Genomic DNA, 25634 nt, shown 5'->3' on the forward strand with positions numbered 1-25634 from the left:
GAGAAATGGCAATGAGAAATGTAACGTTAACAGATATTTTTCAGCAGCCGTCAGCCCAAAAGTATCTTACCAGGTCTGGTGTTGTCCATGCGATTGCTACCGCCTACCATGCCCTTTCACTCGCAAAAGAATATGGAGTCGATCCTGATCTTGCTACAAAAGCGGCACTGCTGCATGACATCGGGCATTTTACCTGGTATACAAACGGCCAATGGGATTACTCACTTTATAAAGAGAACGATATTCATGCCATAAAAGGAGCAGAAAGAGCACATGAACTGCTTATCCGGCTTGGCGAAGACCCGCGCAAAGCAAAAGAAATCGCTCTTGCCATCCTGTTGCACACCGATTCCTATCTGCCAGAAGGACAGCTGGAACTGAGACCTCTTCAACGTGTTGTGGCACTCGCAGATGAGGCAGATGAAGAGCCGGATGGAATGCATCATTATCGAAGTCTGGATACAAGTACAGCACTTTCACGCATTAAAAAATTGGACCGATTGGTGGATGCTCAATATGAGACAGAAAATCTAAAACACTCCGTATAGATAAATCATACGGAGTGTTTTTATTATTATTAATGGAGAATAAATCCTATCGCATTTTCACTTGCATAGGTTCCAATGGTGCTTCCAAAACGAGTAAATGTAACCGATTTAAATTTGGCAAACGAGAAAAATTCACCGAATTCTTTAATTACCTCTTGCTTGGATGGAAGGCTGTGAATGATGAAAAGTTCTTTTTCAGGATGTTGATGGTGCCACTCCTGCAGGATTTCTTTCAGCTTGGAAAGTCCCTTTTTCTTTCCCCTGAACTTCCCTACTGTTTCAACAATTCCATTTTGAACCGATAAAAGCGGTTTAATATTTAAAAATTCCGCAATGGCGCCCTGTACTGCTGAAATACGCCCGCCTTTTTTTACATTCTCCAGTGTCTCGAGAAGTACGTAAGCAATAATCGTTTCCTTTTGACGTTCAAGTTCCTCAACAATCTGCTTCGCTTCTTTCCCTTCACGGACCAGGGCATCTGCCAGCTTGAGCAAGACCATGATCCCTGCAGAAGCAGTGCCAGAATCGATAATATGAACGTTATGTTGGGCATTTTCATCAAGCATCCCTTTAGCAATGGACGCACTTTGTACCGTTCCGCTCAAATTCGAAGAAAGTCCTATATAGATGAGTTCATTCCCTTTTTCAATCTCGTTTTGAAATACATTCAAAAAGGATTGCGGGGATGGCTGGCTGGTTTTTGGAAGGTGTTCTTCTTTTGCCATTCGCTCGTAAAACATATCTGTGCTGATATTCTCACCATCTAAATAATGATCACTGCCAAACGTAATATTTAGAGGAACTACGGCTATAGGAATGGATAATGCATGGTGTTCAGCACAATAATCGCTGGCACTATCCAGTACAAACGTAATATTCATTTAATGACCTCACTAAAAAAGATTCCTTACTTCCTTAACATAACACAAAACGATCTCCCGTTATACAGGAGATCGCTGTATTTATTGCTGTTTATTCTCAGTGTTCAACTCATTGTCATAAAGATGGCACGCTACCCAGTGCCCTTCACGCGCTTCCATCCATTTTGGATCCTTGCTCGCGCATACATCCATTGCATGCGGGCACCGTGTACGGAACCGGCAGCCACTTGGAGGGCTGATCGGGCTTGGAAGATCACCTTCCAAAATGATGCGCTCACGGCTTCGCTCAACTTCCGGATCGGGAACAGGAATGGCGGAAAGAAGTGCCTGAGTGTAAGGATGCAAAGGCTCTTCGTAAAGCTCATCACTTGCAGCCAGTTCTACAATGTTACCAAGATACATTACACCCACACGATCAGAAATATGCTTAACCATGGAAAGGTCATGGGCAATAAACAAATATGTTAAACCTCGTTCTTTTTGAAGTTTCATCAACAGGTTTACTACCTGCGCCTGGATGGAAACATCAAGGGCAGAAATCGGTTCATCCGCAATAATGAATTCCGGATCTACAGCCAGAGCACGGGCAATACCGATACGCTGCCGCTGCCCGCCGGAGAACTCATGCGGGTAACGGCTGGCATGCGCACGGTTCAAGCCCACGGTTTCAAGAAGCTCATAGATTCTTTCCATACGTTCTTTATCGTTTTTTGCCAATCCGTGGATATCTATTCCCTCGGCAATAATATCCTTGATGGTCATCCTTGGATTCAAAGAGGCATAGGGATCCTGGAAAATCATTTGCATGCGACGGTTAAACGACTTTAACTCTTTCCTGGACTTCTTGCCGTGTACATCTTCACCTTCAAAGGCTACATTTCCGCCAGTAGCCTCATAGAGTCGGATGATGGTTCGTCCGGTAGTTGATTTTCCGCATCCGGATTCTCCTACCAGTCCGAGAGTCTCTCCTTTATATATATCAAAGCTGACATTATCAACTGCTTTTAAGACAGCATTTTTTCCAACATTGAAATGTTTTTTGAGATTTTTTACTTCCAATAATTTTTCTCGTTCAACAACTGCCATTAACGGGCACCTCCTACTAATGCAGCTTCAGGCGGTTCAACCTGAGGAGCACGCTCATCCAGAAGCCAGCATGCCGATTTATGCGTGGAAGTAACATCGGTCACATCCGGCATGTGATCCACACACACCTGCATTGCATACGGACAACGGGCTGCAAAAGGACAGCCTTTTGGCGGGTTAAGCAAGTTCGGTGGTGTACCTGGAATCGCCATTAACTCTTTATCCCCTGAATTCAACTTAGGCATGGAAGACAGTAATCCCCATGTATACGGATGCTTCGGGTTATAAAATACTTCGTCAGTTGTTCCTGTCTCAACAATGGTACCGCCATACATAACGGCAACCCTTTGAGACAGATTCGCCACTACGCCAAGATCATGCGTGATTAAAATAATGGCTGTTCCTGTCTTTTGCTGCAGGTCCCTCATCAAGTCGAGGATTTGCGCCTGAATGGTCACATCAAGAGCTGTTGTAGGCTCATCAGCAATCAAGACTTTAGGATTACATGCCAGCGCAATCGCAATTACTACACGCTGCCTCATACCACCTGAAAATTGGTGGGGATATTCGCTGATACGAAGCTCAGGATTCGGGATGCCGACCAATTTTAATAGATTGACGGCGCGTTCCTTCGCTTCACTTTTAGATAGATTCTGATGCTTCCGAAGACCTTCCATGATCTGCTTGCCAACCGTCATCGTCGGGTTGAGAGAAGTCATCGGATCCTGGAAGATCATTGAAATTTCAGAACCGCGGATTTTTTCCATTTCCCGGTTTGAAATTTTGGTAAGATCTCTTCCTTCAAAAAGGATTTCGCCTTCCTTAATTTCACTCGTTTTTTCAGGCAGCAATCTCATGATGGATTTTGAAGTAACAGATTTTCCGGAGCCTGATTCTCCAACTATTGCAAGAGACTCCCCTTTTTCAAGATGAAGATTTACCCCACGGACAGCTTTTACTTCGCCTGCAAACGTATGAAAGGAGACATTGACATTTTTTAGTTCCAATATATTTTTCATCTATTTCTCCCCCTATTTACGCATCTTAGGATCTAATGCATCACGCAAGCCGTCACCGAGAAGGTTAAAACTGATCATGATTAAAGAAATAATTACAGCCGGGTACAATACAAGGTGCGGATAAATTTGCAATGATTTAAACCCTTCGTTTACCAATGATCCAAGGGAGGCAGTCGGCGGTGAAATCCCGAGACCAATGAAGCTCAGGAAAGCCTCTGTAAAGATCGCACTTGGAATGGTAAACATGGATGTAATGATGATGGATCCCAGTATATTTGGAAACATGTGCTTTGTTAAAATCCTAGAACTCTTGGCTCCCAGTGTTACGGATGCCAAAACAAATTCCTGGTTTTTCAGTTTTAGGATCTGACCGCGGACAATACGGGCCATCGTCGTCCAGCCGGTAATAACCATGGCGAACGTAATGGAGAGAATACCCGGATCAAGAATTAGAATCATAAGGATAACAACAATCAGGTTTGGTATACCAATAAGAATCTCGATAATCCTTTGCATGATGTTATCTGTTTTTCCGCCATAATATCCTGAGATAGAACCATAAGCCACACCAATGATCATATCAATGGCAGCTGCCAAAAAGGCGATATATAACGAAATCTGTGTCCCTTTCCAGACACGGACAAACTGATCTCTTCCGAGGGCATCTGTTCCAAACCAATAGTAGTTGTTGGGTTGGTTCTTCATCTTGTATTGATCAACGCCACGAATGTCTACTCCGTCAAGACCCAGGAAGCTTACCTTTTCAAGCACAGGAATACGCGGCGGTAAATTTGTACGGCTTGTGTCCTGGCCATCAAAAGTGTTGTGACTAAAAAGCGGCCCCAAAAAGGCTAATAGCAATATAGCTACAATAATAATTAAACCTGCAACCGCTCCTTTGTTTTCAAACAAGCGGCGTCTGGCGTCCTGCCAAAACGAGGTGCTCTCTTTTGTGATTTTTTCGGCATCTTCTGTAGATTTGACCGCAGGTTGGAATAAGTCGTTGTTCAGTTGTTTTTCATGCATGCTCATTATCCCTTGCCTCCTGCAACCCTGATTCGAGGGTCAATTACTCCGTATAAAATATCCACAATCAGAATGACGATGATAAAACACACACTATAAAAAATGGTTGTCGCCATAATGACTGGGTAGTCATTCAGTTGGATGGATGAGACAAATTGAAATCCTAAACCTGGAACCGCAAAGATTTTTTCAATAATAAGTGTCCCGGTAATAAGGTTAATTGCCAACGGCCCTAGAATGGTGACTACTGGAATCATTGCGTTTCGGATAGTATGTTTCCAAATTACGACCAAGTTAGAAAGTCCTTTGGATTTAGCAGTTGTAATATAATCTTGTCCCAACACTTCAAGCATTTCCGTTCTCATGAATCTGGCCACAGTTGCTATTACAAAGACAGATAACGAAAGTGCTGGCAGAACATGATATTTCGGACCGTCCCAAAGGGCAACGGGCAGCCATTCTAACTTAACCCCTACGTAATATTGCAGAACTCCTGCGAATACAAAGGATGGAATGGATATTCCCAAAACCGCAATCAGCGAGGACAAATAATCAATTGACGTATTGTGTTTTAGAGCTGCAGCAATTCCTAAAATTAAGCCTATAATTGTTCCAATAATCGTAGCCTCAATACCGAGAACAGCGGAAGGCCCGATTCTTTCTGTAATCATGGTGGAAACCGGACGATTATCATACTGGAAAGATACTCCCAAATCGCCTTTTGCCAGATTACTCATGTAGTTGAAGTACTGAACAGGAACCGGATCATTAAGCCCATATTTTTCATTCAGAATAAATTTTTGTTGATCTGTCAGTTTCTCTTCATTATTAAACGGAGAACCTGGCAGCAGCTTCATTAAGAAAAATGTAAATGAAGTAATGATAAATAGTGTAACCAGCATGTAAAGCAATCGTTTGAGTACGAAACGAGCCACTATTGCACCTCCTAAAAAAATAAACCCCTGCTTAATACCTATATCTCTATATTAAGTGACAAAACAATATCCTACAATAGTTTCGTTGGAATTTTCGACAAATTCTTACTAAATAGTCATTTGCAGTTAAAAGGAGAGTATATGGCTTACTGACATATACTCTCCTGGTACCGCTATAAAACCTTAGTTTTTTTACTCAACGTCCCAATCTTTGTAGCTATAATCCCCGCCAAATGAATGGTTGTGGATGTTTTTAATATTGGATTTTGTGATAAAGGCATAACCACGTTGGTACATTGGGCTGATAGCCGCATCTTCATCGATAAGGATTTTTTCTGCTTGCTGCATCATGTCCCAACGCTTTTTCAAATCTGTTTCTGATGAAGCCTTTTTAACCAGCTCATCATACTTTTTGTTGGAATAGTTCATTTCGTTGTGAGAACCGCCAGTTACAAACATGTCGATGAATGTCATTGGATCCGGATAGTCAGGTCCCCAACCAGCGTAAGAAATATCATAGTCCATGTTTTCTTCAAGCTTAAGCTTTTGCTTGAATGGTTGAGCTTTGATTTTCATAGAAAGACCAGGAAGGTTTTTCTCCAATTGGTTCTTAATGAACTGAGCATCTTTTTGTGCAGTATCAGTATCATAGTTAAGAAGAGTAAGATCGAGTTTCTTAACTCCAAGCTCTTTCAAGCCTTTTTCCCAGTATTCTTTAGCTTTTTTCGCATCGCCTTTGTTAAGGTCGCCATTCTTCTCACGGAAGTCAGCTCCGTCCGGACCGTTAACAAATTTGGATGGTACCAAGAAGTATGCAGGAACAGATCCGTTGTTCAACAATACATCAGTTAACTGCTTCTTGTCCCAGCCCATGTCTAGCGCGTGGCGGATGTTTTTGTTTGCAAGTGCTTTGTTTTTCTGGTTCATACGAAGGAAGAAAACAGAAGATTCAGGCACTGTGCTGAATACGTCTTTCTTGTCTTTGTATTGGTCAACATATTCCGCAGAAATCGTTGTGCGGTCAAGTTTTCCAGTTTCAAACAAGTTGATGCGAGTTGCTTCGTCTTTAAGAATGTTTACGTTGATTTTATCAACCTTTACGTTCTTCTTGTCCCAATATTTATCGTTCTTTTCCAATACCCAGCCTTTTTCATGCTCCCATTTTTTAAGAGCGAAAGGACCGTTGTAAAGAGCTTTGTCAGCTTCTAATGCATATTGCTTTCCTTGTTCTTTAACAAACTTTTCAGGTTGCGGATAGAAGGTAGGGAAAGAAAGAACCGCTTTTAAGTATGGTTTTGCACTGGTTGGACCAGCGAACTTCACTTCAATTGTATGATCGTCGATAGCTTTGATTCCAAGCTTATCAGTTTTGTTATACATTGGATCTTCAGGGTTAAGAATTTTGTCAGCATTCAGGATGCCTGCAACTTGGTAGATGAAAGAGTATTGAGTAGCTGTATCTTTGCTTACAGCCTTTCTCCATGCAAAAACATAATCGTTTGCTGTTACTTTATCTCCGTTGCTCCAAACAGCATCATCGCGAAGCTTGAATACCCAAGTCTTGCCGCCATCTTTCTCTTCTGGTTCTTCAGCAGCACCGGATAGAACTGGCTCATCCTTGTCATTCAGGGTATATAGACCCTCGTATACGTTGTTTGCCAAGTTTAGAGAAACTTGATCGTCTGCCATGATGTTGTCAAGATACGGAATTTCGGAAGTTTCCATAAGGTTTAGTACCTTTTCTTTAGAACCTCCACCGTCGCTTGAACCGTTCCCGCCGTTCGCTTTTTCCTCTTTTTTACCACCGCTGCACGCAGAAAGGAAAACGCTCAAAACGAGCACGATCGTTAGTAGTAACGACCATTTTGACTTCTTCATTGATTGACCTCCCCTTTTTCTGTTTACCTAATTAGTGAGCCAAAGCTTCGTGAATTATCAGACATTTTGCCCACATTCGTATTATACAAGTTTTCATACTATTATGCATATACTTTTTTTTACGACTTTTACAAAAAGCCCAATTTATTTACGTTTCTTTAACAAAAAATGGGTCTATTTACCTATTGGTGTTCAGCGTTTTCATTCCCCTTTTTTTACAACATCTGTCATTAAAGACGGTAAAAAATGCTCCTTTCTTACCCGTCATATTTTATATTTTCTAATAATTCTAAACCTATATGCTCCCTTTCGACGTGTTTGTCTTGAAAATTGATAGGTATAAAGTAGTGTGCTTGTACGTGCCGTCCATGGTAAAATGAATAATACAGCTATGAATTATGATGGGAGTAAATCGATGTCACGTTTTTCAGTTTCAGTACTATTGACCGCAGGGTCTGTTTTATTATCATTTATCATTGAAATGGTGTCTGATAAAAAGCTGCATCTCATTCATATAATAGATAACCTTTTTATGACGGGGCTTGCGCTTGTCCTGATCGGCTTGGTGCTATTCGTTGTAAAAGGCGGTTTCTTCGACCTTTTTTCTAAAACCGTCAAAAAAGTGATGAAATCTTTCTCAAAATCGGCTGAGTATGCAGAGAGCCAGGAAGAAGGTTCAAACTTCAGCTTGTCCGAACGAATATCCGGCAATTTTGTTTTTCCTCTTCTTTGTTCCGGAGCTTTGTTGTTTGTATTTTCTAGTTTGGTTGCAATTCTATTGTAATTTTTATATACTACTTTTAACTGAGTGAATAATTAATGGCGATGATAAAGAAAAGTACATGTTTTTGAAGCTTTCAGAGAGCCTGCGGCTGGTGGAAACAGGCAGTGAATGAACATGGAATGGGCTTTTGAGCTCCTGTCTGAACTGGAATTAGTAGGAACAGGCGTGTTTGTCCGCACGATAGAATGGGCGCCGTATAATCGTACGGGTTAAAGATATTCTTTTTTTATGGAATAACAAGGGTGGCACCGCGGTCCATTCGTCCCTTTTCAAGGGATGGATGGGCCTTTTTGTATGTATTTAAATAAGACTTTAAAAAAGGAGAAGTTTCATTATGGCAACTATTTTTTCAGGTATTCAGCCAAGCGGCACGATAACATTGGGAAATTATTTGGGAGCGCTTCAGCACTTTGTGGAGTATCAGGAGGATAACCACTGTTATTTTTGTGTCGTGAATCAGCATGCCATCACAGTCCCTCAGGACCCGGTACAGTTGAAAAAGAACAGCCGGAGCCTTGCAGCCATGTATCTTGCTGTTGGCATCGATCCTCAGAAATCCACGCTTTTTATCCAATCGGAGGTGGCTGCCCACACAAAAATGGGATGGGTCCTGCAATGTGTCGCCTATATTGGGGAACTGGAACGCATGACTCAGTTTAAAGATAAATCCAAAGGAAAAGATGCCGTTTCTGCAGGGTTGCTGACATATCCCCCGCTCATGGCTGCTGACATCCTTCTTTATGGTACTGAGCTTGTTCCGGTAGGTGAAGACCAAAAGCAGCACATTGAGCTGACCCGTGATCTGGCCGAACGCTTCAACAATAAATACCGAGAAGTCTTTACCATTCCGGAGCCGCGTATTCCTAAGGTAGGAGCAAGAATTATGTCCCTTGTAGAGCCTACGAAAAAAATGAGCAAATCCGATGCCAACGTGAATGCCTTTATTTCAATTTTGGATGATGAAGCGGTCATCACAAAAAAAATCAAACGTGCTACCACCGATTCCGATGGTGTCGTAAAATTCGATAAAGAAAACAAACCCGGCATATCGAACCTGTTAACCATCTATTCTCTCTGTTCAGGCGAATCCATTGAAGAATTGGAGAGAAAGTATGAAGGAAAAGGCTACGGAGATTTTAAAGAAGGTGCCGCAAGGGCTGTTGTCGGCCGATTAAAGCCTATTCAGGAACGCTACTACAGCCTGATTGAATCAGATGAGCTTGATCAAATCCTGGATCATGGAGCTGAAAAAGCGAACCGCGTGGCAAACAAAATGCTGAACAAAGCTGAACGCGCCATGGGATTGGCCAGAAAACGGGTTTAACTAAGAAAACCTCCACATTTTGTGGAGGTTTTTTCTTAATTTACATGGGTACCGTTTTCAAGTTCCCAAATCTTTTCGAAATATGGCTGCCCTTTTACAAGCCGTTCACATATTGCGTAATGCTGCTGGCTCCAGCCGTCCTTGATCTCCGAATACAGCGCCGCCCATGCTTCTTCAAATTCCATCGATTGAATCTTCATGTACTCCCCTGGCATCCATTCAGTGTACCAGTACCGCACTTCAGCTACATTCTGGGTAGTATGCAGCTGATCCAGCAGCATAAACAAAAGCTGTTTCAACTGACGTTCTTTCCTTGTCAGCCCCCTCATCACAATCGGTTCCGGTGAAAGAATATGATGCTCTTTTTCTTTTATTTCCGGAGTAAATGTGAAGGAAACCGTCTCCATCTGTTCCGCCATTTCATAGACAAGCTGTTCCTGTCTGGGGATCAGCCTGCTTTTTCGGATGGGAACACGGTAGCCCATTGTATCAATCACCATGGTTTTCTTTTCATCGGTGATGATAAAGCAATGATCCAGTTGAACCCTCTGGTTGTTTTTCCTTACGTATGCTTTCTGGTGGACCTCATCTAAAAGGGAGTCTGGAAGATCGCTGAGTTCATTTTCGATATAGTGAAACAATGCAGATTCTATTTTAACGATTGGCACCTGATCCAAAAGTTCAATAAAATCATCTTTCCGCCACTCATGAAACTCACAAACGTTATAGCCATTTTCTTCACCTTCGAACCAATTCACCCAAACATCTCGTAAATATAACATTTGCTACCCCTCACTTACCGATTTTGTTAAAAACAGTATAGTCAGAGGCTGTCCAAATTATTCTATTTACATTGAAGAATTATCGGCAAATAAAAAAAGATGGTTGATTAGGCTCAACCATCTTTAACTATTACTCGCTGTATTTTTTAAAAATCAAGGTTGCATTATGCCCGCCAAAGCCGAGGGAATTACTTAAAACAGTATTTACTTCCGCTTTTCTTGCTTCGTTCGGTACATAATCAAGATCACACTCTGGATCCGGTGTTTCATAATTAATGGTAGGCGGTATAATTCCATCCTGAATGGATTTTACAGAGAAGATGGCTTCGACTCCGCCTGCCGCTCCCAGCAAATGGCCTGTCATTGACTTGGTAGAGCTGACCGCCAGTTTGCGTGCATGCTTCCCAAAGACTTCCTTGATGGCCATCGTTTCAAACTTATCATTATAATCAGTGCTCGTTCCGTGAGCATTGATATAGTCGATTTCTTCAGGTGCCAATCCGCTGTCCTGTACTGCCTGTGCCATTGCACGGACGCCGCCTTCTCCGCCTGGAGATGGTGCTGTAATGTGATAGGCGTCTCCAGTACCGGCGTACCCTACGATTTCAGCATATATTTTCGCACCGCGTTTTTTGGCAAATTCAAGGTCTTCGAGAACCAGGATTCCAGCTCCCTCTCCGATTACAAACCCGCTGCGGTTCGCATCAAACGGACGGCTGGCAGTGGCAGGATCTTCATTATAGGACAATGCTCCAGCCTGGCAAAAGCCAGCAAGCGCCATGTCGGTGATCGGTGCTTCAGTACCTCCGCAGATCATCGCATCTGCGTCTCCACGCTGAATCACTTTAAATGCATCACCAATAGAGTTTGCACCAGAAGCGCAAGCTGTAACGGTACAAGAGTTCATTCCTTTTGCGCCAAGCATGATGGATACTTGCCCTGCTGCCATATCAGGAATCATCATTGGTACGAAAAATGGGCTCACCCTGCGGTATCCCTTTTTCTCAAAAATGCGGAACTGCTCTTCATGTGTGTCCATGCCGCCAATCCCTGAACCGATCCACACACCGACACGGGGCGCGATTTCTTCTGTAATGTCAAGCTCGGCATCTGCTACCGCCATTTTTGATGCAGCGATGGCAAATTGAGTAAAGCGGTCCATTTTTCTCGCTTCTTTTCGATCCATATAATCATGAGGATCAAATTCAGTTGCTTCGGCCGCAACTTTTACCGGGAATTTCTCCGAATCTCTTCGTGTTAACGGACCTACACCGGATTCACCGGCAATAATTCGGTTCCAGGTTTCTTCTACACTATTTCCAAGGGGAGAAATGGCTCCCATTCCTGTGATTACTACGCGTCTTTTCATTGTTAATACAACTCTCCTTTGAAGAATAGTCAGCTTTTATCTTCTATCTTCCCCACCGGAGTGCAACGGCGCCCCATGTCAGGCCACCGCCAAATCCAACAAGGACCAGCAGGTCATTATCTTTTATCTTACCATTTTTCAGGGCATCTGAAATAGCCATAGGAATGGAAGCAGATGATGTGTTTCCATATTTATTAACAGTTACCGCCATTTTTTCTTTTGGCAGCTCCAGCCGTTCGCGGGACGCTTCCATAATGCGTATGTTGGCCTGATGAGGGATAAGGTAATCCACATCATCTTTTGTCAATCCTGCCTTTTGGACAACATTCATGGAGGACTCACCCATTTGGCGCACCGCAAATTTAAACACTTCGCGGCCGTTCATTTTAAGGTGTTTATCCTGATACAGGTGCTTTGCGCCTCTTCCGTCAGAACCAAGTTCAAAAGATAGTATTCCTCTTCCTTCGGATACTTTGGATAATACGGCTGCACCGGCTCCGTCACCGAACAACACAGCTGTATTTCTGTCATCCCAGTCAGTTATCTTGGAAAGCTTTTCAGCTCCAACCACCAATACATTTTTATAGGTGCCTGATTCAATAAATTGTTTGGCAATGACCATGCCGTACATAAATCCCGAACATGCCGCACTGATATCCATTGCAACTGCATGAACAGCTCCAAGCCGTTCCTGGATCAAACAGGCTACAGAAGGGAATGGGGAGTCTGGTGTTACAGTAGCCACAACGATTAAATCGATCTCCTCCGCATTCATGCCTGCATTATTCAATGCTTCTCTTGCCGCATGTTCTGACATATGTGACGTATTGACATCATCAGCAGCAATTCTTCGCTCTTCTATTCCTGTACGCGTGCGAATCCATTCATCACTGGTGTCCACCATTTTTTCCAAATCAAAATTGGTTAACACTTTCTCAGGGACATAAGCACCTAAACCTATTATTCCAGCATTCATGTTATTACCCCTTTATATTTGTTTTTATGTTGTTTCTTCCTGCATTTAGTTTAGTATCAATATTTAAGACCTGGTACTAATTTTAATTTATTATTCATTTTTTGTCCAGTATGCTGTTTGCCACGGACAATACACCATCTTTTCCAAAAGACATATCCTATAAAGAGCTTATCAGACTAAAGTACAGGAGTGGTACATGTGAATTACCCTCGCTATGGGCCTCCTTCTCCGATGCGGTCAAGGTCGGCCATGCAGGCCAGACGCCCGTTTCCGCCGCCTCGGCAAACCAGGGAACAGCCGCCGCCACCCAGTGAACCGCCTTTTATCCCTATGGCCTACCGTCAGCCCTTCCCCCGCCCGAACCCCTTAATGAGTGCCTTCCGGACGAGTGACGGGAACTTTGATTATAATAAGCTGATGGCCGTCATTGATCAAACCGTGAAAGTGGCACAGCAGGTTTCGCCTCTGTTTACTGCTTTCAGGAAAAAGTAAAAAGAGCCAACCACTGAAGTTGGCTCTTTTACTTTTCTCTTTTCGAGGAAGCTGAGTTACGCTTGTTTTTGTTTACCCAGTTCGTATGCATCATTCATGACTTTCAGAAGAAGGTTCAGCATGGGCTGAATATCTTCCATGGACAATTCTACTCCTTTTTTCTCCAGAAGATCTTTACCTTCCGGCAGATGCTTCATGGCAATTTGCATAAATTGCATGTTCAGTTCCTGATTCATTGGACGTCCTCCTGTGCATGTTCTTGAATTGATTTTCCGTTGGGGAGTTTTCCGGTTTTTTTATATTCTTCAATGTCCTTCCTGATCTTTTTTTGAAAGCCTGAAGGCACTAAGGGGCTGAAACGGCCCATTGCAATGGCTTTTTCCTTAAACCCGTATTGAAGATTACCGGTCCTGAGCTTTCCAGCATCAAACTGTTCAGCAGCAGATTTATATACATATTCTACGTTTTGCACCGTGCTTGTCAATACTGTGGCACGTCCCAGATCTGATTGATCTGTGACATATCCTATGGCATATAGTGCCTTCCTTTTTACTTCTTCAATTACCGGAACAGTATATCCGTCTCCGGTAGGGTAAAAAACATCCGCACCGGCAGCCGCCATCCGTTTAAATGAAGCAATCGCTTGATCCTTATCGCTCCAGCTGTCCATCACTTCGGTATCAACGATAATATCCTTCTTTTGAAAACGGGCACCTCCAGCAAAGCCTTTCATTTCAGGCTGCCATTCCTGAGCTGCGATCACGCCCAGATGATTGGTACGGCTCATTTTTGCAGCAACCATCCCGGCAAAAAAGCCCATCGCATAGGACCTAAAATGAATGCTTGTTGCATTTTCACCCGATGAATCTCCATTAAAGCTTACAAAACGGATCTTTGGGTAATCCCTGCTGATTTGGCTGAACAGGTTGGCATAAATCTTCCCGTGGCCAAAAATAAGGTTTACGTTATCTTTTTGAAATTCTTCAACCGCTTGTTTAATTTCTGCTTTCATTTGCATTTTTTCTTTATATACTACTTCATTACCGTATGTATCCTGAATCTTGATAAGGCCTTTGTAACCCTGGTCAGCCCAGCCCTGATCATTGATTGTATCCTGGACAAGAAGTCCTGTATTTTTCAGGTTTCCCTCCCGTTTTTCCTGGCAGCCGGATAATGCAGCCAAGAGACATGCGATTAGCAGCCATCGTACAGTTTTCATTTTGTTCACGTTCACTTCCATTCCTTCGTCCCGGTCTTCCCCTTAAACTAGTATAATGGAAGAAATAAAAAAAAGGGAAACATATTTTCCCTTTTTTCATCCTCCATTTTTTCTTCTCTGCACGGTATGCTGTATTTGCCTTTTTAATCCCTCTTCAATATCGATATTCGATTGAAATCCCAATTCCTGCTGAGCTTTTTCACCTGCAACCACCATGTTGCGTTTTTCTTTTGGAAAATCCTCTTCTTTAATAGAAAGAAGTTTTAATCCCTTACGCCATTCCCCGCTTGTTCCGCTGCCAATATTGTAAATCGTCCGTTTCTCTCCTTTTTCTGCTGCCAGGCGCAACGCACGTACAGCATCGTCTACATATATGACATCTTCAGTGATGGAATCTTTTTGTATGTCCATGGTATCCCGTTCTTGTTCGTTCACATTAATGATCTGCTGAAAGGTCATTTCCACTGGCTGCCAGGGACCGTATATCGTAGGAAACCGCAAAATCACATATGAAACTGGATGGTTTGCTGCGGCCATTCTAATATAGTTTTCTTCTGTCAATTTAATTAGGCCAAATAACGTCTCCGGATTTGCGGAAGAGGTTTCAGTCACTTTTCCAGATTTTTTCCCGTACACATCATAAGAAGAGGCATAAATGAGCTTGACTGACTTGGAAGGCATCGCTTGTATGAGAAGCCTGGTGGAATGGATGTGCTGCTTAACCTTGTCTTCTATGTCGTTCCATTCTTCATTTGGGCGGACACCACATGCCAAATGAAAGACAGCGTCGGCTTTTTTAATGATTTTCTTTAAATCCACTTGTTCAATCTGTTCATTGATCAGTTCAAAATTTGCATTCCGGCCAATATAATCAAGCTTTTCAGTGGAAGAAGCTGAATCAATCCCAACCACTTCAATCTCATCTTCAAGGAGCTTTGTGCAGAGATGTGATCCAATAAATCCAGCAGCTCCTGTAACAACAGCACGTTTCATTCCCCGATCCTCCGTTCTTTTGCTCTCTCTATATCGTATTTTCCATCCCGCCGAGTATGCATCTCATTCGATAATCATGAAAAATCCTGCAGCAGATGGCTACAGGATGGATTCATGTAAACTGAAAAACCGAGGCACTGCCTGTAAGTTCCCCAGACGTTTACTTGGCATTTGTATGGTCAGTGAAACAAAATACCCTTTTTCAAGGCAGGTAGCCTCAAATGGCCGGCTGTGTACTTTAAACGGGTATACGGTGCCTGTGGCGTCATGGAAGATTTTAACGGGCACATCATGCTTTAATGTAAAACGAGTAACCGTTCTCTGGAGAAATTCATCCATGTTTTCTTCCTTAATTCGATAGGCCTGACTGATTTCTTTACGAATGCGTTTTAAAAACAATTGGTTCTTTTTCTCCTGCTGGAAATGGCTTTTGAGATTCAGGCATGGATTAATGAAGACTGCTGAACGGATTGATCCTTCCATGTCGTTGATAAAGTCAAGCGCTGCCAGTGCCCCCATACCTTCCGCCAAAATATGAATGGAAGGATTAAGAATTTCATATTTCATCACAAAACGGTAAACCCTTCTTGCCAGGGTGACCGCCTCCTGGTTACCCCAATTGCTTCCGTACAGATTGGAATAAAAAACGGTATAGCCTTTTTGCTTAAGTGTCTGAATAAGTTCAAACCGGTCTTTGTTTTGTTTCCACAAACTTGTCTCATGATCTACAAAATGATTGCAGTCGCCAAAAATCATGACAGCAAAACCGTTTGGCTGTTCAGGAAGATGTATCGTATTCCATTGTCCATCTAAGCTGAAAACCCTCTCTTCGATGCTCACTTTTCTCCCCTCATCCAATATTTTCTTACTTATACTATGTCCGTTTTGTGAAACTGGAGAAGGGATATGCCTATTCTAAGATGATTTCCTTAAAGATTTAAAGACAAATTCTTTATTTTTTGTTACTATATCAGAAGAAGAAGTCGTTTACATAAAGTTGAGGTGAACAAAATGCGTTATATCTGGACAATCATCTGGTCTTTACTATTAAGCAACATGGCATTTTACGTATTGGAATCAATGCAGGGCGGAAAATATGACTCTTCAACATTTTCCACTGCATCATTTTTCGGTATCGTATTTGCTGTATTCGTCATCATCATTGGTGCCGTACTTCCCGGTGAAGCAGAAACGGCAGAGTAATAAAAAGCAGCCCATCACACTCCGTGAAGGGCTTTTTTTCATCATGCAGGAGGTTATCAAAAATGAATGAGGTTTTAACAGCGTTTCTGGATGAAAAGTATCCGCTTTTTAAAGAAGTTGCACAATATATTTGGAATCACCCTGAACTCGGGTATGAGGAAGTAAAGTCCTCTGCTAAACTCATTGAAACCCTAGAGCACTTTGGATTTGAGGTAGAGCGAAGCATTGAGGGGATGGAAACCGCATTCATTGCAGCCTATGACAGCGGAAAACCCGGTCCGGTGATCAGTTATCTGGCCGAATATGATGCCCTGCCCGAGATTCATCATGCATGCGGGCATAACTTGATCGGCACCATGAGCACAGCTGCGGGAATTGCAGTAAGCACAATCATAAAGGAAACGGGAGGCAAAGTTCTTGTTTATGGAACACCTGCCGAGGAAACAGGCGGAGCGAAGGTGCACATGGCCGAAAAAGGGTATTTTGATGATGTGGATGCAGCGCTGATGTGCCATCCATACAAAGCGTTTGAAAGAAGCGGCTCAAGCATGGCCATGGAGGCATTGCAATTTGATTTTAAAGGAAAAACGGCGCATGCCGCTGCTTCCCCTCATGAAGGAATTAACGCTCTCGACGCGGTAATTGCCCTGTTCAACAGTGTTAATGCACTCCGCCAGCAGGTAACACCAGATGTGCGGATTCATGGCGTTATTACAGCCGGAGGAACAGTTCCCAATGTTATTCCGGATAAAACGCAGGCACGGTTTTATGTACGGGCCGCCACAGTGGAACAGCTTCCTGATCTCGTTCGCCGGGTAAAGGACTGTGCCGCAGGGGCAGCCCTGGGGACAGGTTGTGAATGGGAAGCTTCACATTATGAGCTTGGTTATGCCAACCTGCTTACCAATGGAACAATGTCTGATACATTTACAAAAAATCTGGCATCGCTCGGCATTCCTCTTGATGAAATTCAAACCGGGAATGACCACGGTTCTCTGGATCTGGGCAATGTAAGCCAGGTGGTTCCCGCGGTTCACCCGTACATCAAAATAACCGATGCCTCTCATAACCTTCATACAAAAGAGTTCTGTGATGCAGCCAACTCAGAACAGGGATATACCGCCATGCTGATTGGCGCCAAAGCGCTCGCACTGACCGGGTATGATTTGTTAACCACCCCACAGCTTCTGCAGCGTGTAAAGGAAGAATTTGAAAACAGAGAAAAAAGGGCCTGAGACAGGTCCTTTTTTCTTTGCCCTTAAGGCTTGCGCTTGTAAGTCCAAACACGGTTATGGTTGGTTGTTTCCGGAAAGGAATCACCTGCGCTGAGTTTAACTTCCTTTGGATCAGTTACCATGCTGCCCGTTTCCCCGATTTCCACATAGATACCATTGTTCGGCGCTTTTTGTCCATGCTTAAACTGATGAGATTGCCCCATATGATCACCCCTTTTACATTTTTGTTTTTTACTATTCCCATTCACGCATAAAAAAACCAGCCTTTACGGCTGGTATAAGACTTTCTGTTTTTAGTAATACGCAACCGGCATTACGTTCGCCAGGTTGGATAAAGGAATGATAAATCGTTCGATCTCATAAGTTTTGACTGGCTGCACAAACCCGTAATAAGGATAATCCAATTCCGTATCACTGTTATCTCTTTCACTGTTCTGCCCCTCGTCCACGACAGGAGAAGCAAAATAAATATTTTGGCCGTCCATAAATTCAATAAATCCATCGTACATGCTGCCGTCCAGCAAAGTGACGGAAACATAATGCTGAATGTTTTTCCGGCACAGCTTCTGCATTTTTTTCATCATCTGAGGGTTGGGAAAGGCTTGCTGCTGCTGATAGCCTTGCTGGTAGCCTGTTTGCTGCTGGTAGCCTTGCTGCTGCTGATTATAATAAGGATTTTGATTATTAAACATGGGGCACCTCCTTACTAACTCATGTTATTCACCCAGCCCCAATGTGTTCATCTGCTTACATGACAGATGCCATAAGTGCCTTTTGAACATGCAGCCGGTTTTCCGCTTCGTCAAAAACGACCGAATTTGGCCCGTCAATCACTTCAGCTGTTACTTCTTCCCCACGGTGTGCAGGCAGACAATGCATAAAAATATAATCGGGGTGGACAAGCTCAAGCATTTCCTCGTTTACCTGATATTCCTGAAAGGCTGACACGCGTTCGTTTGCTTCGTCTTCCCAGCCCATGCTTGCCCAAACATCGGTATAAACAGCATCTGCATCACGGATACCTTCCTTCAATTCATGGGTCACAACAATTTCAGCGCCTGTTTTTTGTGCGATTTCTTTGGCTTTTAGAACAATCTCCTTTTTCGGCTCATAATTCTTTGGCGTAATGATGGTGCAATTAAGCCCAACCTTTGCAGAACCGATCATAAGCGAATGGGCCATGTTGTTTCCATCTCCCACATACGCCAGTTTTTGACCCGAAAATGTATTTTTATATTCAAGAATGGTCATTAAATCCGCAAGGACCTGACATGGATGATAATCATCAGTAAGGCCATTGATCACAGGAATCTCTGCATGTTCTGCCAGTTGTTCCACAATTTCATGCTGAAAGGTTCGGATCATTATTCCATCCAGATAACGCGAAAGGACTTTTGCCGTATCAGCAATCGATTCCCCTCTTCCCATTTGAATATCTCGTGAGCTGAGATGCAGGGCATGGCCCCCCAGCTGCAGCATCCCCACTTCAAATGAAACTCTCGTTCTCGTTGAAGATTTTTCGAAAATCATGCCAAGGGTTTTGCCTGCAAGCAGCTGTTTAGGCTGCTTTTCCTTTTTCAGCTGAATAGCATAGTTCAAAATCTGTTGAATGTCTTCTGTGCTCCAGTCGGCCAGGGTAAGAAGATGCTTTCCTTTCAGACTGTTTTCATTTTGGGTAATCATCGGATTCATAGTCGAACTTCCTTTCTTTCCTGAATTTCTTTAATATGAGAAACCTGATTATTCACCTGGACAAGCCCATATTGATAAAAGGCGCATGTCTCCCATTGGGTAAATACGTATTTTCCTGAAAGACTGGCTTTCTTCAATCTATCCAGCGCCTCGGCATCCTTACCTTCGGAAAAATATATTCCGTTCTCCCGGGATGAAATCCATTCTTCAAAAGAGCGTTCCCCCTGATGTATTACGGAAACTCCTTTGCTCTCCCAGCTCTGAAGAATTTTTATTTCGTTAGCAGTAAGCACTTCCTTGCTAACATCCGCAAAAAGGCTGACAGGGTGGCCTCCCTCACCTGTTCTTGCCGTCGGATTGGTTCCTGTTAGCACTTTTTGCACAGCTTCTTCCAAGCTTCTTCCTGTTCCCAGAACCTCTCCGGTCGAGCGCATTATCGGTGCTCCCTTTGGAGACAGGCCAGGAAGTTTAATATTGGAATAAACCGGCGCTTTAACCGCTGTAAAATGGCTGTTATGCAGTCCGGCATGAATTCCCTGTTCTGCAAGGGTTTTATCCAGCATGGCATGAACTGCGGCCTGAATGATGTTCACTCCTGAGATTTTATTAAAGATCGGTGCTGTACGGGACGCACGGGGATTAATCTCGAGAACAAAAACGTCCGGTCCGTTAATGACAAACTGAATGTTGAATACCCCTTTAAATTCCATGGATGCCGCAATTTTCTCAGAATAAGAAACGATAAGATCAATGATGCCAGACTCCAAGCTTAAAGGCGGGGTGATGGCAGTACTGTCACCTGAATGAACACCCGCCGGTTCAATATGCTCGAAAATCCCGGGGATAAATGCATGAATTCCATCAGACAGGACATCCACCTCTGCTTCTTTGCCGGAAATGTAGCTGTCCACCAGCACCGGGTATTCGATCGTATGCTGGGAGAGGTATGCCTTCAGCTCAACCTCGCTGTTAACGATGACCATCCCCTTCCCTCCTATTACATAAGAAGGTCTGAGAAGGACCGGATAACCAATAGTTGCCGCACAATGGAGAACTTCCTGGATATTAAAAGCTGTTTCCCCGGGGACGTGCGGGATATTCACATTTTTGAGAAAGCCGTAAAAGCGTTCACGATTTTCCATCTCATCAATCAGATCTGCTTTGGAGCCCAGTACTTCAATGCCAGCTTCCTCAAGCTGCTCAGCCACGTTGATCGCTGTTTGTCCTCCGAACTGCAGAATCACTTTTTGCGCTCCTTCAAATTCAAGGACATTCATAATATCCTCAAAAGAGAGCGGTTCAAAATACAGCGCATCTGCGACTTCGAAATCCGTACTTACTGTTTCAGGATTGTTATTGATCAGGATGGTTTCATAGCCTGCCTCCTGCAGGGCAAAAACACCGTGCACACAGCAATAATCGAATTCAACCCCCTGGCCGATCCGGATTGGCCCTGAACCGATAACGGCAATCTTCTCCTTGGCACTCGGAGTTTTATCGTTTGTTCCACTCCAGCTGGAATAGTAATAAGAAGTGTTGGCCATAAACTCGGCTGCACAGGTATCCACCATTTTGTAGGTTGGAATAATTCCAGCGGTTTTCCTTGTTTCTCTTACTTTCCCCTCAGATACATTCCATGCCTTGGCGAGAGCTTGATCAGTGAATCCGGCTTTTTTCCATGCAGAAAGTTGCTCATTTACTGCATCATCCAGCGAGCTGGACTGGATTTCCTGATAAAAATCCACCAGTTTTTTAAAGGCACAAAGGAAAAACGTATTAATCTGTGTAAGCTCCTGTACTTCTTCGATTGCCATTCCCCGGTTGAGCAGCTCCATAATCGCAAAAAATCTGCGGTCATCAGCCTGGACGAGAAGGTTCTTTAGCTCCTCTGAATTCCAAGCCGTCAATTCTTTAAGAAAAAAGCCTTCCGTATCCAGCTCAAGGGAGCGGACAGCCTTCTGGATGGCTGCTTCAAGATTTCTCTCGATCGCCATAACTTCTCCTGTTGCTTTCATCTGTGTTCCCAGTTTTCTTTCCGCTTCCGGGAATTTATCAAAAGGCCAGCGAGGCATCTTCACTGTGATGTAATCAAGAGCCGGTTCAAAGCTTGCGTAGGTTGTTCCGGTGACCGGGTTTTTCAGTTCATGAAGGTGATATCCCACGCTTAATTTGGCGGCAATCTTGGCAATCGGATAGCCTGTTGCTTTTGAAGCAAGAGCAGAAGACCGGCTGAGTCGCGGGTTAACCTCAATCAGATAGTATTGCTTGCTCTCAGTGTCCAGGGCAAACTGGATATTGCATCCGCCAATAATACCAAGGGCACGGATGATTTTTATCGCCGAGGAACGCAGCATGTGGTATTCCTGGTCCGTCATCGTTTGGCTTGGCGCGACCACGAGTGAGTCTCCGGTATGTATTCCCACCGGATCAATGTTTTCCATATTACAGATGGTTATGCACGTATCATTGGCGTCCCTGACCACTTCATACTCAATTTCTTTGTAGCCAGCAATGCTTTTTTCAATCAGGCACTGGGAGATCGGGCTTGCTGAAAGCCCTTTTTTGATAATAACCGTCAGCTCTTCTTCCGTTTGTGCCGTTCCCCCGCCAAAGCCGCCGAGCGTGTATGCGGGACGCACGATTACCGGATATCCGATGTCCATTGCAAAATCAATGGCTTCCTGAGCGGTCGTTACAATCTGGCTGTCCGGAACCGGCTCATTCAGCTCATGCATGAGCGATCTGAAGCATTCGCGGTCCTCTGCTTTTGTGATCGAATCAAGATTCGTTCCCAGGAGTTTGACATGATGTTCTTCAAGAACACCGCTTTTTTGGAGTTCCATGGCAAGATTGAGGCCAGTTTGGCCGCCCACCGATGCCAAAAGCCCGTCAGGCTTTTCTTTTTTTATAATGTTGGCTACTGATTCGGCAGTCATTGGTTCGAAATAGACTTTATCTGCATACGTTTCATCCGTCATAATGGTAGCCGGATTGTTATTGACAAGAATGACGTGCATCCCTTCTTCTTTCAGCGCGGCACAGGCCTGGGTGCCTGCATAGTCGAACTCAGCTGCCTGGCCGATGACGATTGGTCCTGATCCGATGACGAGGACACTATGAATCTCTTGATGCTTAGGCATAAATTTTCTCGCTCCTCTTTTCACGAATTAATTCCAGAAAGCTGGTAAACAAATGGGCATGATCTTCTGGTCCGGGATTCGCTTCGGGATGAAATTGGGTGGTCATAACTGGATAGGTATCGTGGTACATTCCTTCCACACTGCCATCATTAATATTTTTATAGAGAACATGAAATCCAGTTGTAATCAGGCTTCCCTCTTCCACAACATATCCATGGTTTTGAGAACTCATTGCCACTTTGTTTGTTTTAAGATTGATAACCGGATGATTCGCCCCTCTGTGGCCGAATTTAAGTTTTTGGGTATTGCCGCCAAAAGCCAGTGCCAACAGCTGATGCCCGAGGCAAATTCCAAAAGAAGGATAAAGTTCCGCGAGTCTTCGGTATACCGGCATATACGGAGCCAGTTCTTTCGGATTTCCAGGGCCGTTTGAGAACAGCAGGCCATCTGGTTTTAATTTATGAATGACTTCTTCTTTTTCATCAAACGGAACAATCGTTACTTTACATCCATTTTCCACGAGTGCCTCAACAATGGACTTTTTATAGCCAAAATCAAGAAGGACAATATGGTGCTTGCCTTTGCCATGGGTTTCAGCTTGCTGGACAGAAACTTCTTTTACCAGTTTGCCCTGCACCCCTTTTTTTTCTTTATACTGCTCGATATGCTGCAGGCTGCATGACAGTACACCCTTCATGTCGCCTTCAGCGCGAATCAGCTTAATGAGTGAACGGGTATCCACTTCACTGATCAGCGGGATGCCATGTTTATTCAGTAATGCAGATAAGGGCTCTAGGGACTGATAGTGATGGCCGATTTCATCTGCGGAACATGTAATTACACCTGCCGGCTGGGGCACAATAGATTCAAAATCCTCTTCATTGATTCCGTAGTTGCCAATCAGCGGATAAGCAAACACCACAATTTGCCCATGATAGGAAGGGTCGCTCAATACTTCCTGATAGCCGGTCATTCCTGTAAAAAACACCACTTCTCCGCTCGTACACTGCGTGGTTCCGTGCCATTTCCCCTCAAAGCTCTCACCGTTGGAAAGCTGCAAATATCCTTTCATCATTTCTTCTCCTTTGCATATACATTTATTCTCCTGAATTTTTATACATTAAAGTGTATAAAAAGATGACTTTATGCAGTCACTGTTTGTTTCTGTATGGCTTTGCTGATTTCTTCAATTCCCGTCTTTAATTCGTCATAGGACATGGTTAACGGAGGGAGGAGCCGTAAAACGTGTTCTCCTGCTGACAGAGCAAGAATTCCATTGTGCTGCAGCTCTGTGATCAGATCTGAAACTTTTCCTTTGCACTGGATTCCTATCATGAGCCCAATTCCTTTGACTTCCTGGACTTCATCATAGTTTAGAAGTTTGCTTTGAAGTTCTTCCTTCAAGTATTCACCCTTTTTCTGAACCTCTTCTAAGAATGCCGGATCAAATACTTCTCTTAACACTGCGCCCGCTGCGGCCATGGCCAATGGGTTTCCTCCAAACGTAGTGCCGTGGCTTCCGGGTCCGAACGCGCTGCTTACTTCTTCTGTACTGATGACTGCGCCTACAGGAAAGCCGTTTCCGAGTCCCTTTGCCGCTGTAACAATATCAGGTTTAAGACCGAAATGGCTGAAAGCAAAGGGCTTCCCTGTTCTGCCGATCCCCGTCTGCACTTCATCAATGATGAGAAGAATGCCTTTTTCCTTGCATAGTTTTCCCACAAAATTCAAATAGCTCTCCGTTGCCGGATTTATTCCGCCTTCTCCCTGGACAACCTCAATCATAATCGCTGCCGTATCGGCGTCTGCCGCCTCTTCGAGCGCTTTTGAATCATTAAAAGGAACGTGTTCAAACCCTGCTACCATTGGTCCAAATCCTGCTTTGATTTTTTCCTGCCCGGTGGCTGACATTGAACCGTATGTTCTGCCGTGGAACGATTGGATGCAGGTAATGATCTTTGTTTTTGCCGTATATTTTCTGGCCAATTTAATGGCTCCTTCATTTGCCTCTGCCCCGCTGTTGCAGAAAAGGACTTTGCTTAAATGCGTGGGTGCTGTGAGCAGCTGTGCGGTTTTCTCCTGCAAGGATGATTGAAACAAGTTGGATGTATGCCACAGTTTATTCAGCTGCTCAGTAACTGCTTCTGTAACGGCTGGGTGAACATGGCCTAAATTGCAAACTCCGATCCCGCTTGTAAAATCCAGATACGTTTTCCCTTGTGTATCTGTCACCTGGCTGCCAGTGCCTTTTTCGAGTTCCAGGTTCCATCTGCCATAATTGGAAAACAATGCGCTCATGAGAAAACCTCCTCTTTGACAATCAGTGTACCTTTCAGTTCTTTGCCGACTATTTGAATTTCTTTTATTTTCGATTGAAGGCAGTTCAATGCCGCTTCTACCTTTGGAATCATTCCGCCTGTAATAATCCCTGTATCGATCAGCTTTTGGATGGAAGCGGTGGTTGCTTTTTGAACCGTCTTGCCTTCCGCAAGAATCCCGTCAACATCCGTTACGAAAATCAAGGACTCCGCTTCCATGGCCGAAGCCACTTCAAAGGCTACCGTGTCAGCATTCAGATTCAGAATTTCACCGGTTAAATTTCTGGACACCGAAGCAATGACGGGAATAAAACCTGCTTTCATAAGCTGTGTCAGCGTTCCCTTGTTAACGGATACGACCTTGCCCACATGGCCCCATTGCTCTTTCTTTAAGTAATCACATTCCAACAACGCTCCGTCATTACCGTTCAGTCCGATCGCTTTCAATCCAAGCTGGTTCAGCTGGTACACAAACCAGGGATTGAGCTGTCCGGCGAGCACCATTTCAGCCGTTTCTGCAGCCTGCCCGGAGGTGCGTCTTACCCCGTCAATAAATTGAACAGGAATGGCCAGGGCGTTCATGTATTTGGTAATATCCGGTCCACCGCCATGAACCAGAATAATTTTCTTGCCTTCTTCCTCCAGTTCCTTTAACCGTTGAAAAAATGAAGGCTGTAGAGATTTCAGAATACTGCCGCCGCACTTGATGATCACTATTTGATCCATGTCCTTTT

Annotated in this window: 26 protein-coding genes and 1 other annotated feature; of the genes, 6 read left to right on the plus strand and 20 right to left on the minus strand. The window is 43.8% G+C overall.

From position 1 onward, the window contains the following. Window positions 1–11 precede the first annotated feature (11 nt). The gene (locus tag QYB97_RS04200) at window positions 12–548 is read left to right on the plus strand and encodes an HD domain-containing protein (protein ID WP_301164675.1); all 537 of its coding nucleotides are present in this window, start codon (window positions 12–14) and stop codon (window positions 546–548) included. Between the two features lie 29 nt (window positions 549–577). Here the strand turns inward: QYB97_RS04200 and QYB97_RS04205 are convergent, their stop codons facing one another. The 6 genes from QYB97_RS04205 to QYB97_RS04230 all read right to left on the minus strand — a co-directional run bounded on the left by QYB97_RS04205 (window position 578) and on the right by QYB97_RS04230 (window position 7373). Then, on the minus strand, window positions 578–1429 hold the full coding sequence (locus QYB97_RS04205) for a DegV family protein (protein WP_301164676.1): 852 nt from the start codon (window positions 1427–1429) through the stop codon (window positions 578–580). 81 nt (window positions 1430–1510) lie between these two features. Further along, window positions 1511–2515 carry an ABC transporter ATP-binding protein gene (locus QYB97_RS04210; protein WP_301164677.1) on the minus strand — a complete coding sequence of 335 codons (1005 nt, stop codon included), beginning with the start codon at window positions 2513–2515 and terminating at the stop codon, window positions 1511–1513. Next, entirely contained in the window at window positions 2515–3534 is a 1020-nt protein-coding gene (locus tag QYB97_RS04215) for an ABC transporter ATP-binding protein (RefSeq protein ID WP_301164678.1), read from the minus strand. The genes QYB97_RS04210 and QYB97_RS04215 overlap by 1 nt, the downstream gene beginning before the upstream one ends. A 12-nt stretch (window positions 3535–3546) precedes the next feature. After that, complete coding sequence (gene opp3C / locus QYB97_RS04220) at window positions 3547–4566, minus strand: oligopeptide ABC transporter permease (RefSeq protein WP_425589755.1); 1020 nt, start codon at window positions 4564–4566, stop codon at window positions 3547–3549. Next, complete coding sequence (gene opp3b, locus QYB97_RS04225; protein WP_301164679.1) at window positions 4566–5495, minus strand: oligopeptide ABC transporter permease; 930 nt, start codon at window positions 5493–5495, stop codon at window positions 4566–4568. The genes opp3C and opp3b overlap by 1 nt, the downstream gene beginning before the upstream one ends. 192 nt (window positions 5496–5687) lie before the next feature. Then, on the minus strand, window positions 5688–7373 hold the full coding sequence (locus QYB97_RS04230) for a peptide ABC transporter substrate-binding protein (protein ID WP_301164680.1): 1686 nt from the start codon (window positions 7371–7373) through the stop codon (window positions 5688–5690). 349 nt (window positions 7374–7722) lie between these two features. Between QYB97_RS04230 and QYB97_RS04235 the strand changes: the two genes are divergently transcribed. Both QYB97_RS04235 and trpS read left to right on the plus strand, forming a co-directional pair. After that, window positions 7723–8157 carry a DUF3899 domain-containing protein gene (locus tag QYB97_RS04235; protein ID WP_301164681.1) on the plus strand — a complete coding sequence of 145 codons (435 nt, stop codon included), beginning with the start codon at window positions 7723–7725 and terminating at the stop codon, window positions 8155–8157. Window positions 8158–8189: 32 nt separating this feature from the next. Further along, window positions 8190–8427: a binding site (T-box leader), on the plus strand. Between the two features lie 64 nt (window positions 8428–8491). Beyond that, a complete protein-coding gene (trpS, locus tag QYB97_RS04240; RefSeq protein ID WP_301164682.1) occupies window positions 8492–9481 on the plus strand; it encodes a tryptophan--tRNA ligase in 990 nt (329 codons plus the stop codon). 35 nt (window positions 9482–9516) lie between these two features. On the opposite strand, the gene QYB97_RS04245 is transcribed toward trpS, so the two are convergent. The 3 genes from QYB97_RS04245 to QYB97_RS04255 all read right to left on the minus strand — a co-directional run bounded on the left by QYB97_RS04245 (window position 9517) and on the right by QYB97_RS04255 (window position 12608). Then, a complete protein-coding gene (locus QYB97_RS04245) occupies window positions 9517–10263 on the minus strand; it encodes a YjbA family protein (protein WP_301164683.1) in 747 nt (248 codons plus the stop codon). A 130-nt stretch (window positions 10264–10393) separates the two neighbouring features. Next, the gene (fabF, locus tag QYB97_RS04250; RefSeq protein WP_301164684.1) at window positions 10394–11632 is read right to left on the minus strand and encodes a beta-ketoacyl-ACP synthase II; all 1239 of its coding nucleotides are present in this window, start codon (window positions 11630–11632) and stop codon (window positions 10394–10396) included. Between the two features lie 43 nt (window positions 11633–11675). Next, entirely contained in the window at window positions 11676–12608 is a 933-nt protein-coding gene (locus tag QYB97_RS04255; RefSeq protein WP_301164685.1) for a beta-ketoacyl-ACP synthase III, read from the minus strand. Between the two features lie 198 nt (window positions 12609–12806). Here QYB97_RS04255 and QYB97_RS04260 point away from each other — a divergent pair, with 198 nt between their 5' ends. Beyond that, window positions 12807–13100, plus strand: coding sequence for a YppG family protein (locus tag QYB97_RS04260; RefSeq protein ID WP_301164686.1), 294 nt, complete (start codon window positions 12807–12809; stop codon window positions 13098–13100). Window positions 13101–13156: 56 nt separating this feature from the next. On the opposite strand, the gene QYB97_RS04265 is transcribed toward QYB97_RS04260, so the two are convergent. From QYB97_RS04265 to QYB97_RS04280, 4 genes are all read right to left on the minus strand, one after another. After that, the gene (locus QYB97_RS04265) at window positions 13157–13336 is read right to left on the minus strand and encodes a ComZ family protein (protein WP_301164687.1); all 180 of its coding nucleotides are present in this window, start codon (window positions 13334–13336) and stop codon (window positions 13157–13159) included. Continuing rightward, on the minus strand, window positions 13333–14340 hold the full coding sequence (locus QYB97_RS04270) for a BMP family ABC transporter substrate-binding protein (protein WP_301164688.1): 1008 nt from the start codon (window positions 14338–14340) through the stop codon (window positions 13333–13335). The genes QYB97_RS04265 and QYB97_RS04270 overlap by 4 nt, the downstream gene beginning before the upstream one ends. 75 nt (window positions 14341–14415) lie before the next feature. Next, on the minus strand, window positions 14416–15312 hold the full coding sequence (locus tag QYB97_RS04275) for an NAD-dependent epimerase/dehydratase family protein (protein WP_301164689.1): 897 nt from the start codon (window positions 15310–15312) through the stop codon (window positions 14416–14418). A gap of 99 nt (window positions 15313–15411) precedes the next feature. Beyond that, window positions 15412–16152, minus strand: coding sequence for an alpha/beta hydrolase (locus QYB97_RS04280; protein WP_301164690.1), 741 nt, complete (start codon window positions 16150–16152; stop codon window positions 15412–15414). A gap of 171 nt (window positions 16153–16323) precedes the next feature. Between QYB97_RS04280 and QYB97_RS04285 the strand changes: the two genes are divergently transcribed. Both QYB97_RS04285 and QYB97_RS04290 read left to right on the plus strand, forming a co-directional pair. Beyond that, window positions 16324–16515 carry a YjzD family protein gene (locus QYB97_RS04285; protein WP_301164691.1) on the plus strand — a complete coding sequence of 64 codons (192 nt, stop codon included), beginning with the start codon at window positions 16324–16326 and terminating at the stop codon, window positions 16513–16515. A gap of 62 nt (window positions 16516–16577) precedes the next feature. After that, on the plus strand, window positions 16578–17750 hold the full coding sequence (locus QYB97_RS04290; RefSeq protein ID WP_301164692.1) for a M20 family metallopeptidase: 1173 nt from the start codon (window positions 16578–16580) through the stop codon (window positions 17748–17750). 23 nt (window positions 17751–17773) lie between these two features. Here the strand turns inward: QYB97_RS04290 and QYB97_RS04295 are convergent, their stop codons facing one another. The 7 genes from QYB97_RS04295 to argB all read right to left on the minus strand — a co-directional run bounded on the left by QYB97_RS04295 (window position 17774) and on the right by argB (window position 25626). Then, window positions 17774–17953, minus strand: a complete 180-nt coding sequence (locus tag QYB97_RS04295; RefSeq protein WP_301164693.1) for a YjzC family protein — start codon at window positions 17951–17953, stop codon at window positions 17774–17776. A gap of 90 nt (window positions 17954–18043) precedes the next feature. Continuing rightward, window positions 18044–18442, minus strand: coding sequence for a hypothetical protein (locus tag QYB97_RS04300; RefSeq protein ID WP_301164694.1), 399 nt, complete (start codon window positions 18440–18442; stop codon window positions 18044–18046). 55 nt (window positions 18443–18497) lie between these two features. Further along, window positions 18498–19433 (minus strand): ornithine carbamoyltransferase, encoded by a 936-nt coding sequence (argF, locus tag QYB97_RS04305; RefSeq protein ID WP_301164921.1) that lies wholly within the window; start codon window positions 19431–19433, stop codon window positions 18498–18500. Between the two features lie 5 nt (window positions 19434–19438). Then, the gene (carB, locus tag QYB97_RS04310) at window positions 19439–22582 is read right to left on the minus strand and encodes a carbamoyl-phosphate synthase (glutamine-hydrolyzing) large subunit (protein ID WP_301164695.1); all 3144 of its coding nucleotides are present in this window, start codon (window positions 22580–22582) and stop codon (window positions 19439–19441) included. Further along, a complete protein-coding gene (locus tag QYB97_RS04315; protein ID WP_301164922.1) occupies window positions 22575–23654 on the minus strand; it encodes a carbamoyl phosphate synthase small subunit in 1080 nt (359 codons plus the stop codon). The genes carB and QYB97_RS04315 overlap by 8 nt, the downstream gene beginning before the upstream one ends. A gap of 71 nt (window positions 23655–23725) precedes the next feature. Continuing rightward, the gene (argD, locus tag QYB97_RS04320) at window positions 23726–24880 is read right to left on the minus strand and encodes an acetylornithine transaminase (protein ID WP_301164696.1); all 1155 of its coding nucleotides are present in this window, start codon (window positions 24878–24880) and stop codon (window positions 23726–23728) included. Continuing rightward, the gene (gene argB, locus QYB97_RS04325; protein WP_301164697.1) at window positions 24877–25626 is read right to left on the minus strand and encodes an acetylglutamate kinase; all 750 of its coding nucleotides are present in this window, start codon (window positions 25624–25626) and stop codon (window positions 24877–24879) included. The genes argD and argB overlap by 4 nt, the downstream gene beginning before the upstream one ends. Window positions 25627–25634 lie beyond the last annotated feature (8 nt).

The organism is Fictibacillus fluitans (assembly GCF_030418125.1).
Lineage (GTDB): Bacteria > Bacillota > Bacilli > Bacillales > Fictibacillaceae > Fictibacillus_C > Fictibacillus_C fluitans.

What these genes read in the sequence shown, in the direction of transcription:
- QYB97_RS04295 (WP_301164693.1), bottom strand. Translation starts at nt 17,953, where the DNA reads ATGGGGCAATCTCATCAGTTTAAGCATGGACAAAAAGCGCCGAACAAT.
- QYB97_RS04215 (WP_301164678.1), bottom strand. Translation starts at nt 3,534, where the DNA reads ATGAAAAATATATTGGAACTAAAAAATGTCAATGTCTCCTTTCATACG.
- QYB97_RS04210 (WP_301164677.1), bottom strand. Translation starts at nt 2,515, where the DNA reads ATGGCAGTTGTTGAACGAGAAAAATTATTGGAAGTAAAAAATCTCAAA.
- fabF (WP_301164684.1), bottom strand. Translation starts at nt 11,632, where the DNA reads ATGAAAAGACGCGTAGTAATCACAGGAATGGGAGCCATTTCTCCCCTT.
- argB (WP_301164697.1), bottom strand. Translation starts at nt 25,626, where the DNA reads ATGGATCAAATAGTGATCATCAAGTGCGGCGGCAGTATTCTGAAATCT.
- QYB97_RS04255 (WP_301164685.1), bottom strand. Translation starts at nt 12,608, where the DNA reads ATGAATGCTGGAATAATAGGTTTAGGTGCTTATGTCCCTGAGAAAGTG.
- argF (WP_301164921.1), bottom strand. Translation starts at nt 19,433, where the DNA reads ATGATTACCCAAAATGAAAACAGTCTGAAAGGAAAGCATCTTCTTACC.
- QYB97_RS04275 (WP_301164689.1), bottom strand. Translation starts at nt 15,312, where the DNA reads ATGAAACGTGCTGTTGTTACAGGAGCTGCTGGATTTATTGGATCACAT.
- argD (WP_301164696.1), bottom strand. Translation starts at nt 24,880, where the DNA reads ATGAGCGCATTGTTTTCCAATTATGGCAGATGGAACCTGGAACTCGAA.
- QYB97_RS04245 (WP_301164683.1), bottom strand. Translation starts at nt 10,263, where the DNA reads ATGTTATATTTACGAGATGTTTGGGTGAATTGGTTCGAAGGTGAAGAA.
- QYB97_RS04270 (WP_301164688.1), bottom strand. Translation starts at nt 14,340, where the DNA reads ATGGAAGTGAACGTGAACAAAATGAAAACTGTACGATGGCTGCTAATC.
- QYB97_RS04315 (WP_301164922.1), bottom strand. Translation starts at nt 23,654, where the DNA reads ATGAAAGGATATTTGCAGCTTTCCAACGGTGAGAGCTTTGAGGGGAAA.
- QYB97_RS04230 (WP_301164680.1), bottom strand. Translation starts at nt 7,373, where the DNA reads ATGAAGAAGTCAAAATGGTCGTTACTACTAACGATCGTGCTCGTTTTG.
- QYB97_RS04205 (WP_301164676.1), bottom strand. Translation starts at nt 1,429, where the DNA reads ATGAATATTACGTTTGTACTGGATAGTGCCAGCGATTATTGTGCTGAA.
- QYB97_RS04285 (WP_301164691.1), top strand. Translation starts at nt 16,324, where the DNA reads ATGCGTTATATCTGGACAATCATCTGGTCTTTACTATTAAGCAACATG.
- carB (WP_301164695.1), bottom strand. Translation starts at nt 22,582, where the DNA reads ATGCCTAAGCATCAAGAGATTCATAGTGTCCTCGTCATCGGATCAGGA.
- QYB97_RS04265 (WP_301164687.1), bottom strand. Translation starts at nt 13,336, where the DNA reads ATGAATCAGGAACTGAACATGCAATTTATGCAAATTGCCATGAAGCAT.
- QYB97_RS04290 (WP_301164692.1), top strand. Translation starts at nt 16,578, where the DNA reads ATGAATGAGGTTTTAACAGCGTTTCTGGATGAAAAGTATCCGCTTTTT.
- QYB97_RS04200 (WP_301164675.1), top strand. Translation starts at nt 12, where the DNA reads ATGAGAAATGTAACGTTAACAGATATTTTTCAGCAGCCGTCAGCCCAA.
- trpS (WP_301164682.1), top strand. Translation starts at nt 8,492, where the DNA reads ATGGCAACTATTTTTTCAGGTATTCAGCCAAGCGGCACGATAACATTG.
- QYB97_RS04300 (WP_301164694.1), bottom strand. Translation starts at nt 18,442, where the DNA reads ATGTTTAATAATCAAAATCCTTATTATAATCAGCAGCAGCAAGGCTAC.
- opp3C (WP_425589755.1), bottom strand. Translation starts at nt 4,566, where the DNA reads ATGAGCATGCATGAAAAACAACTGAACAACGACTTATTCCAACCTGCG.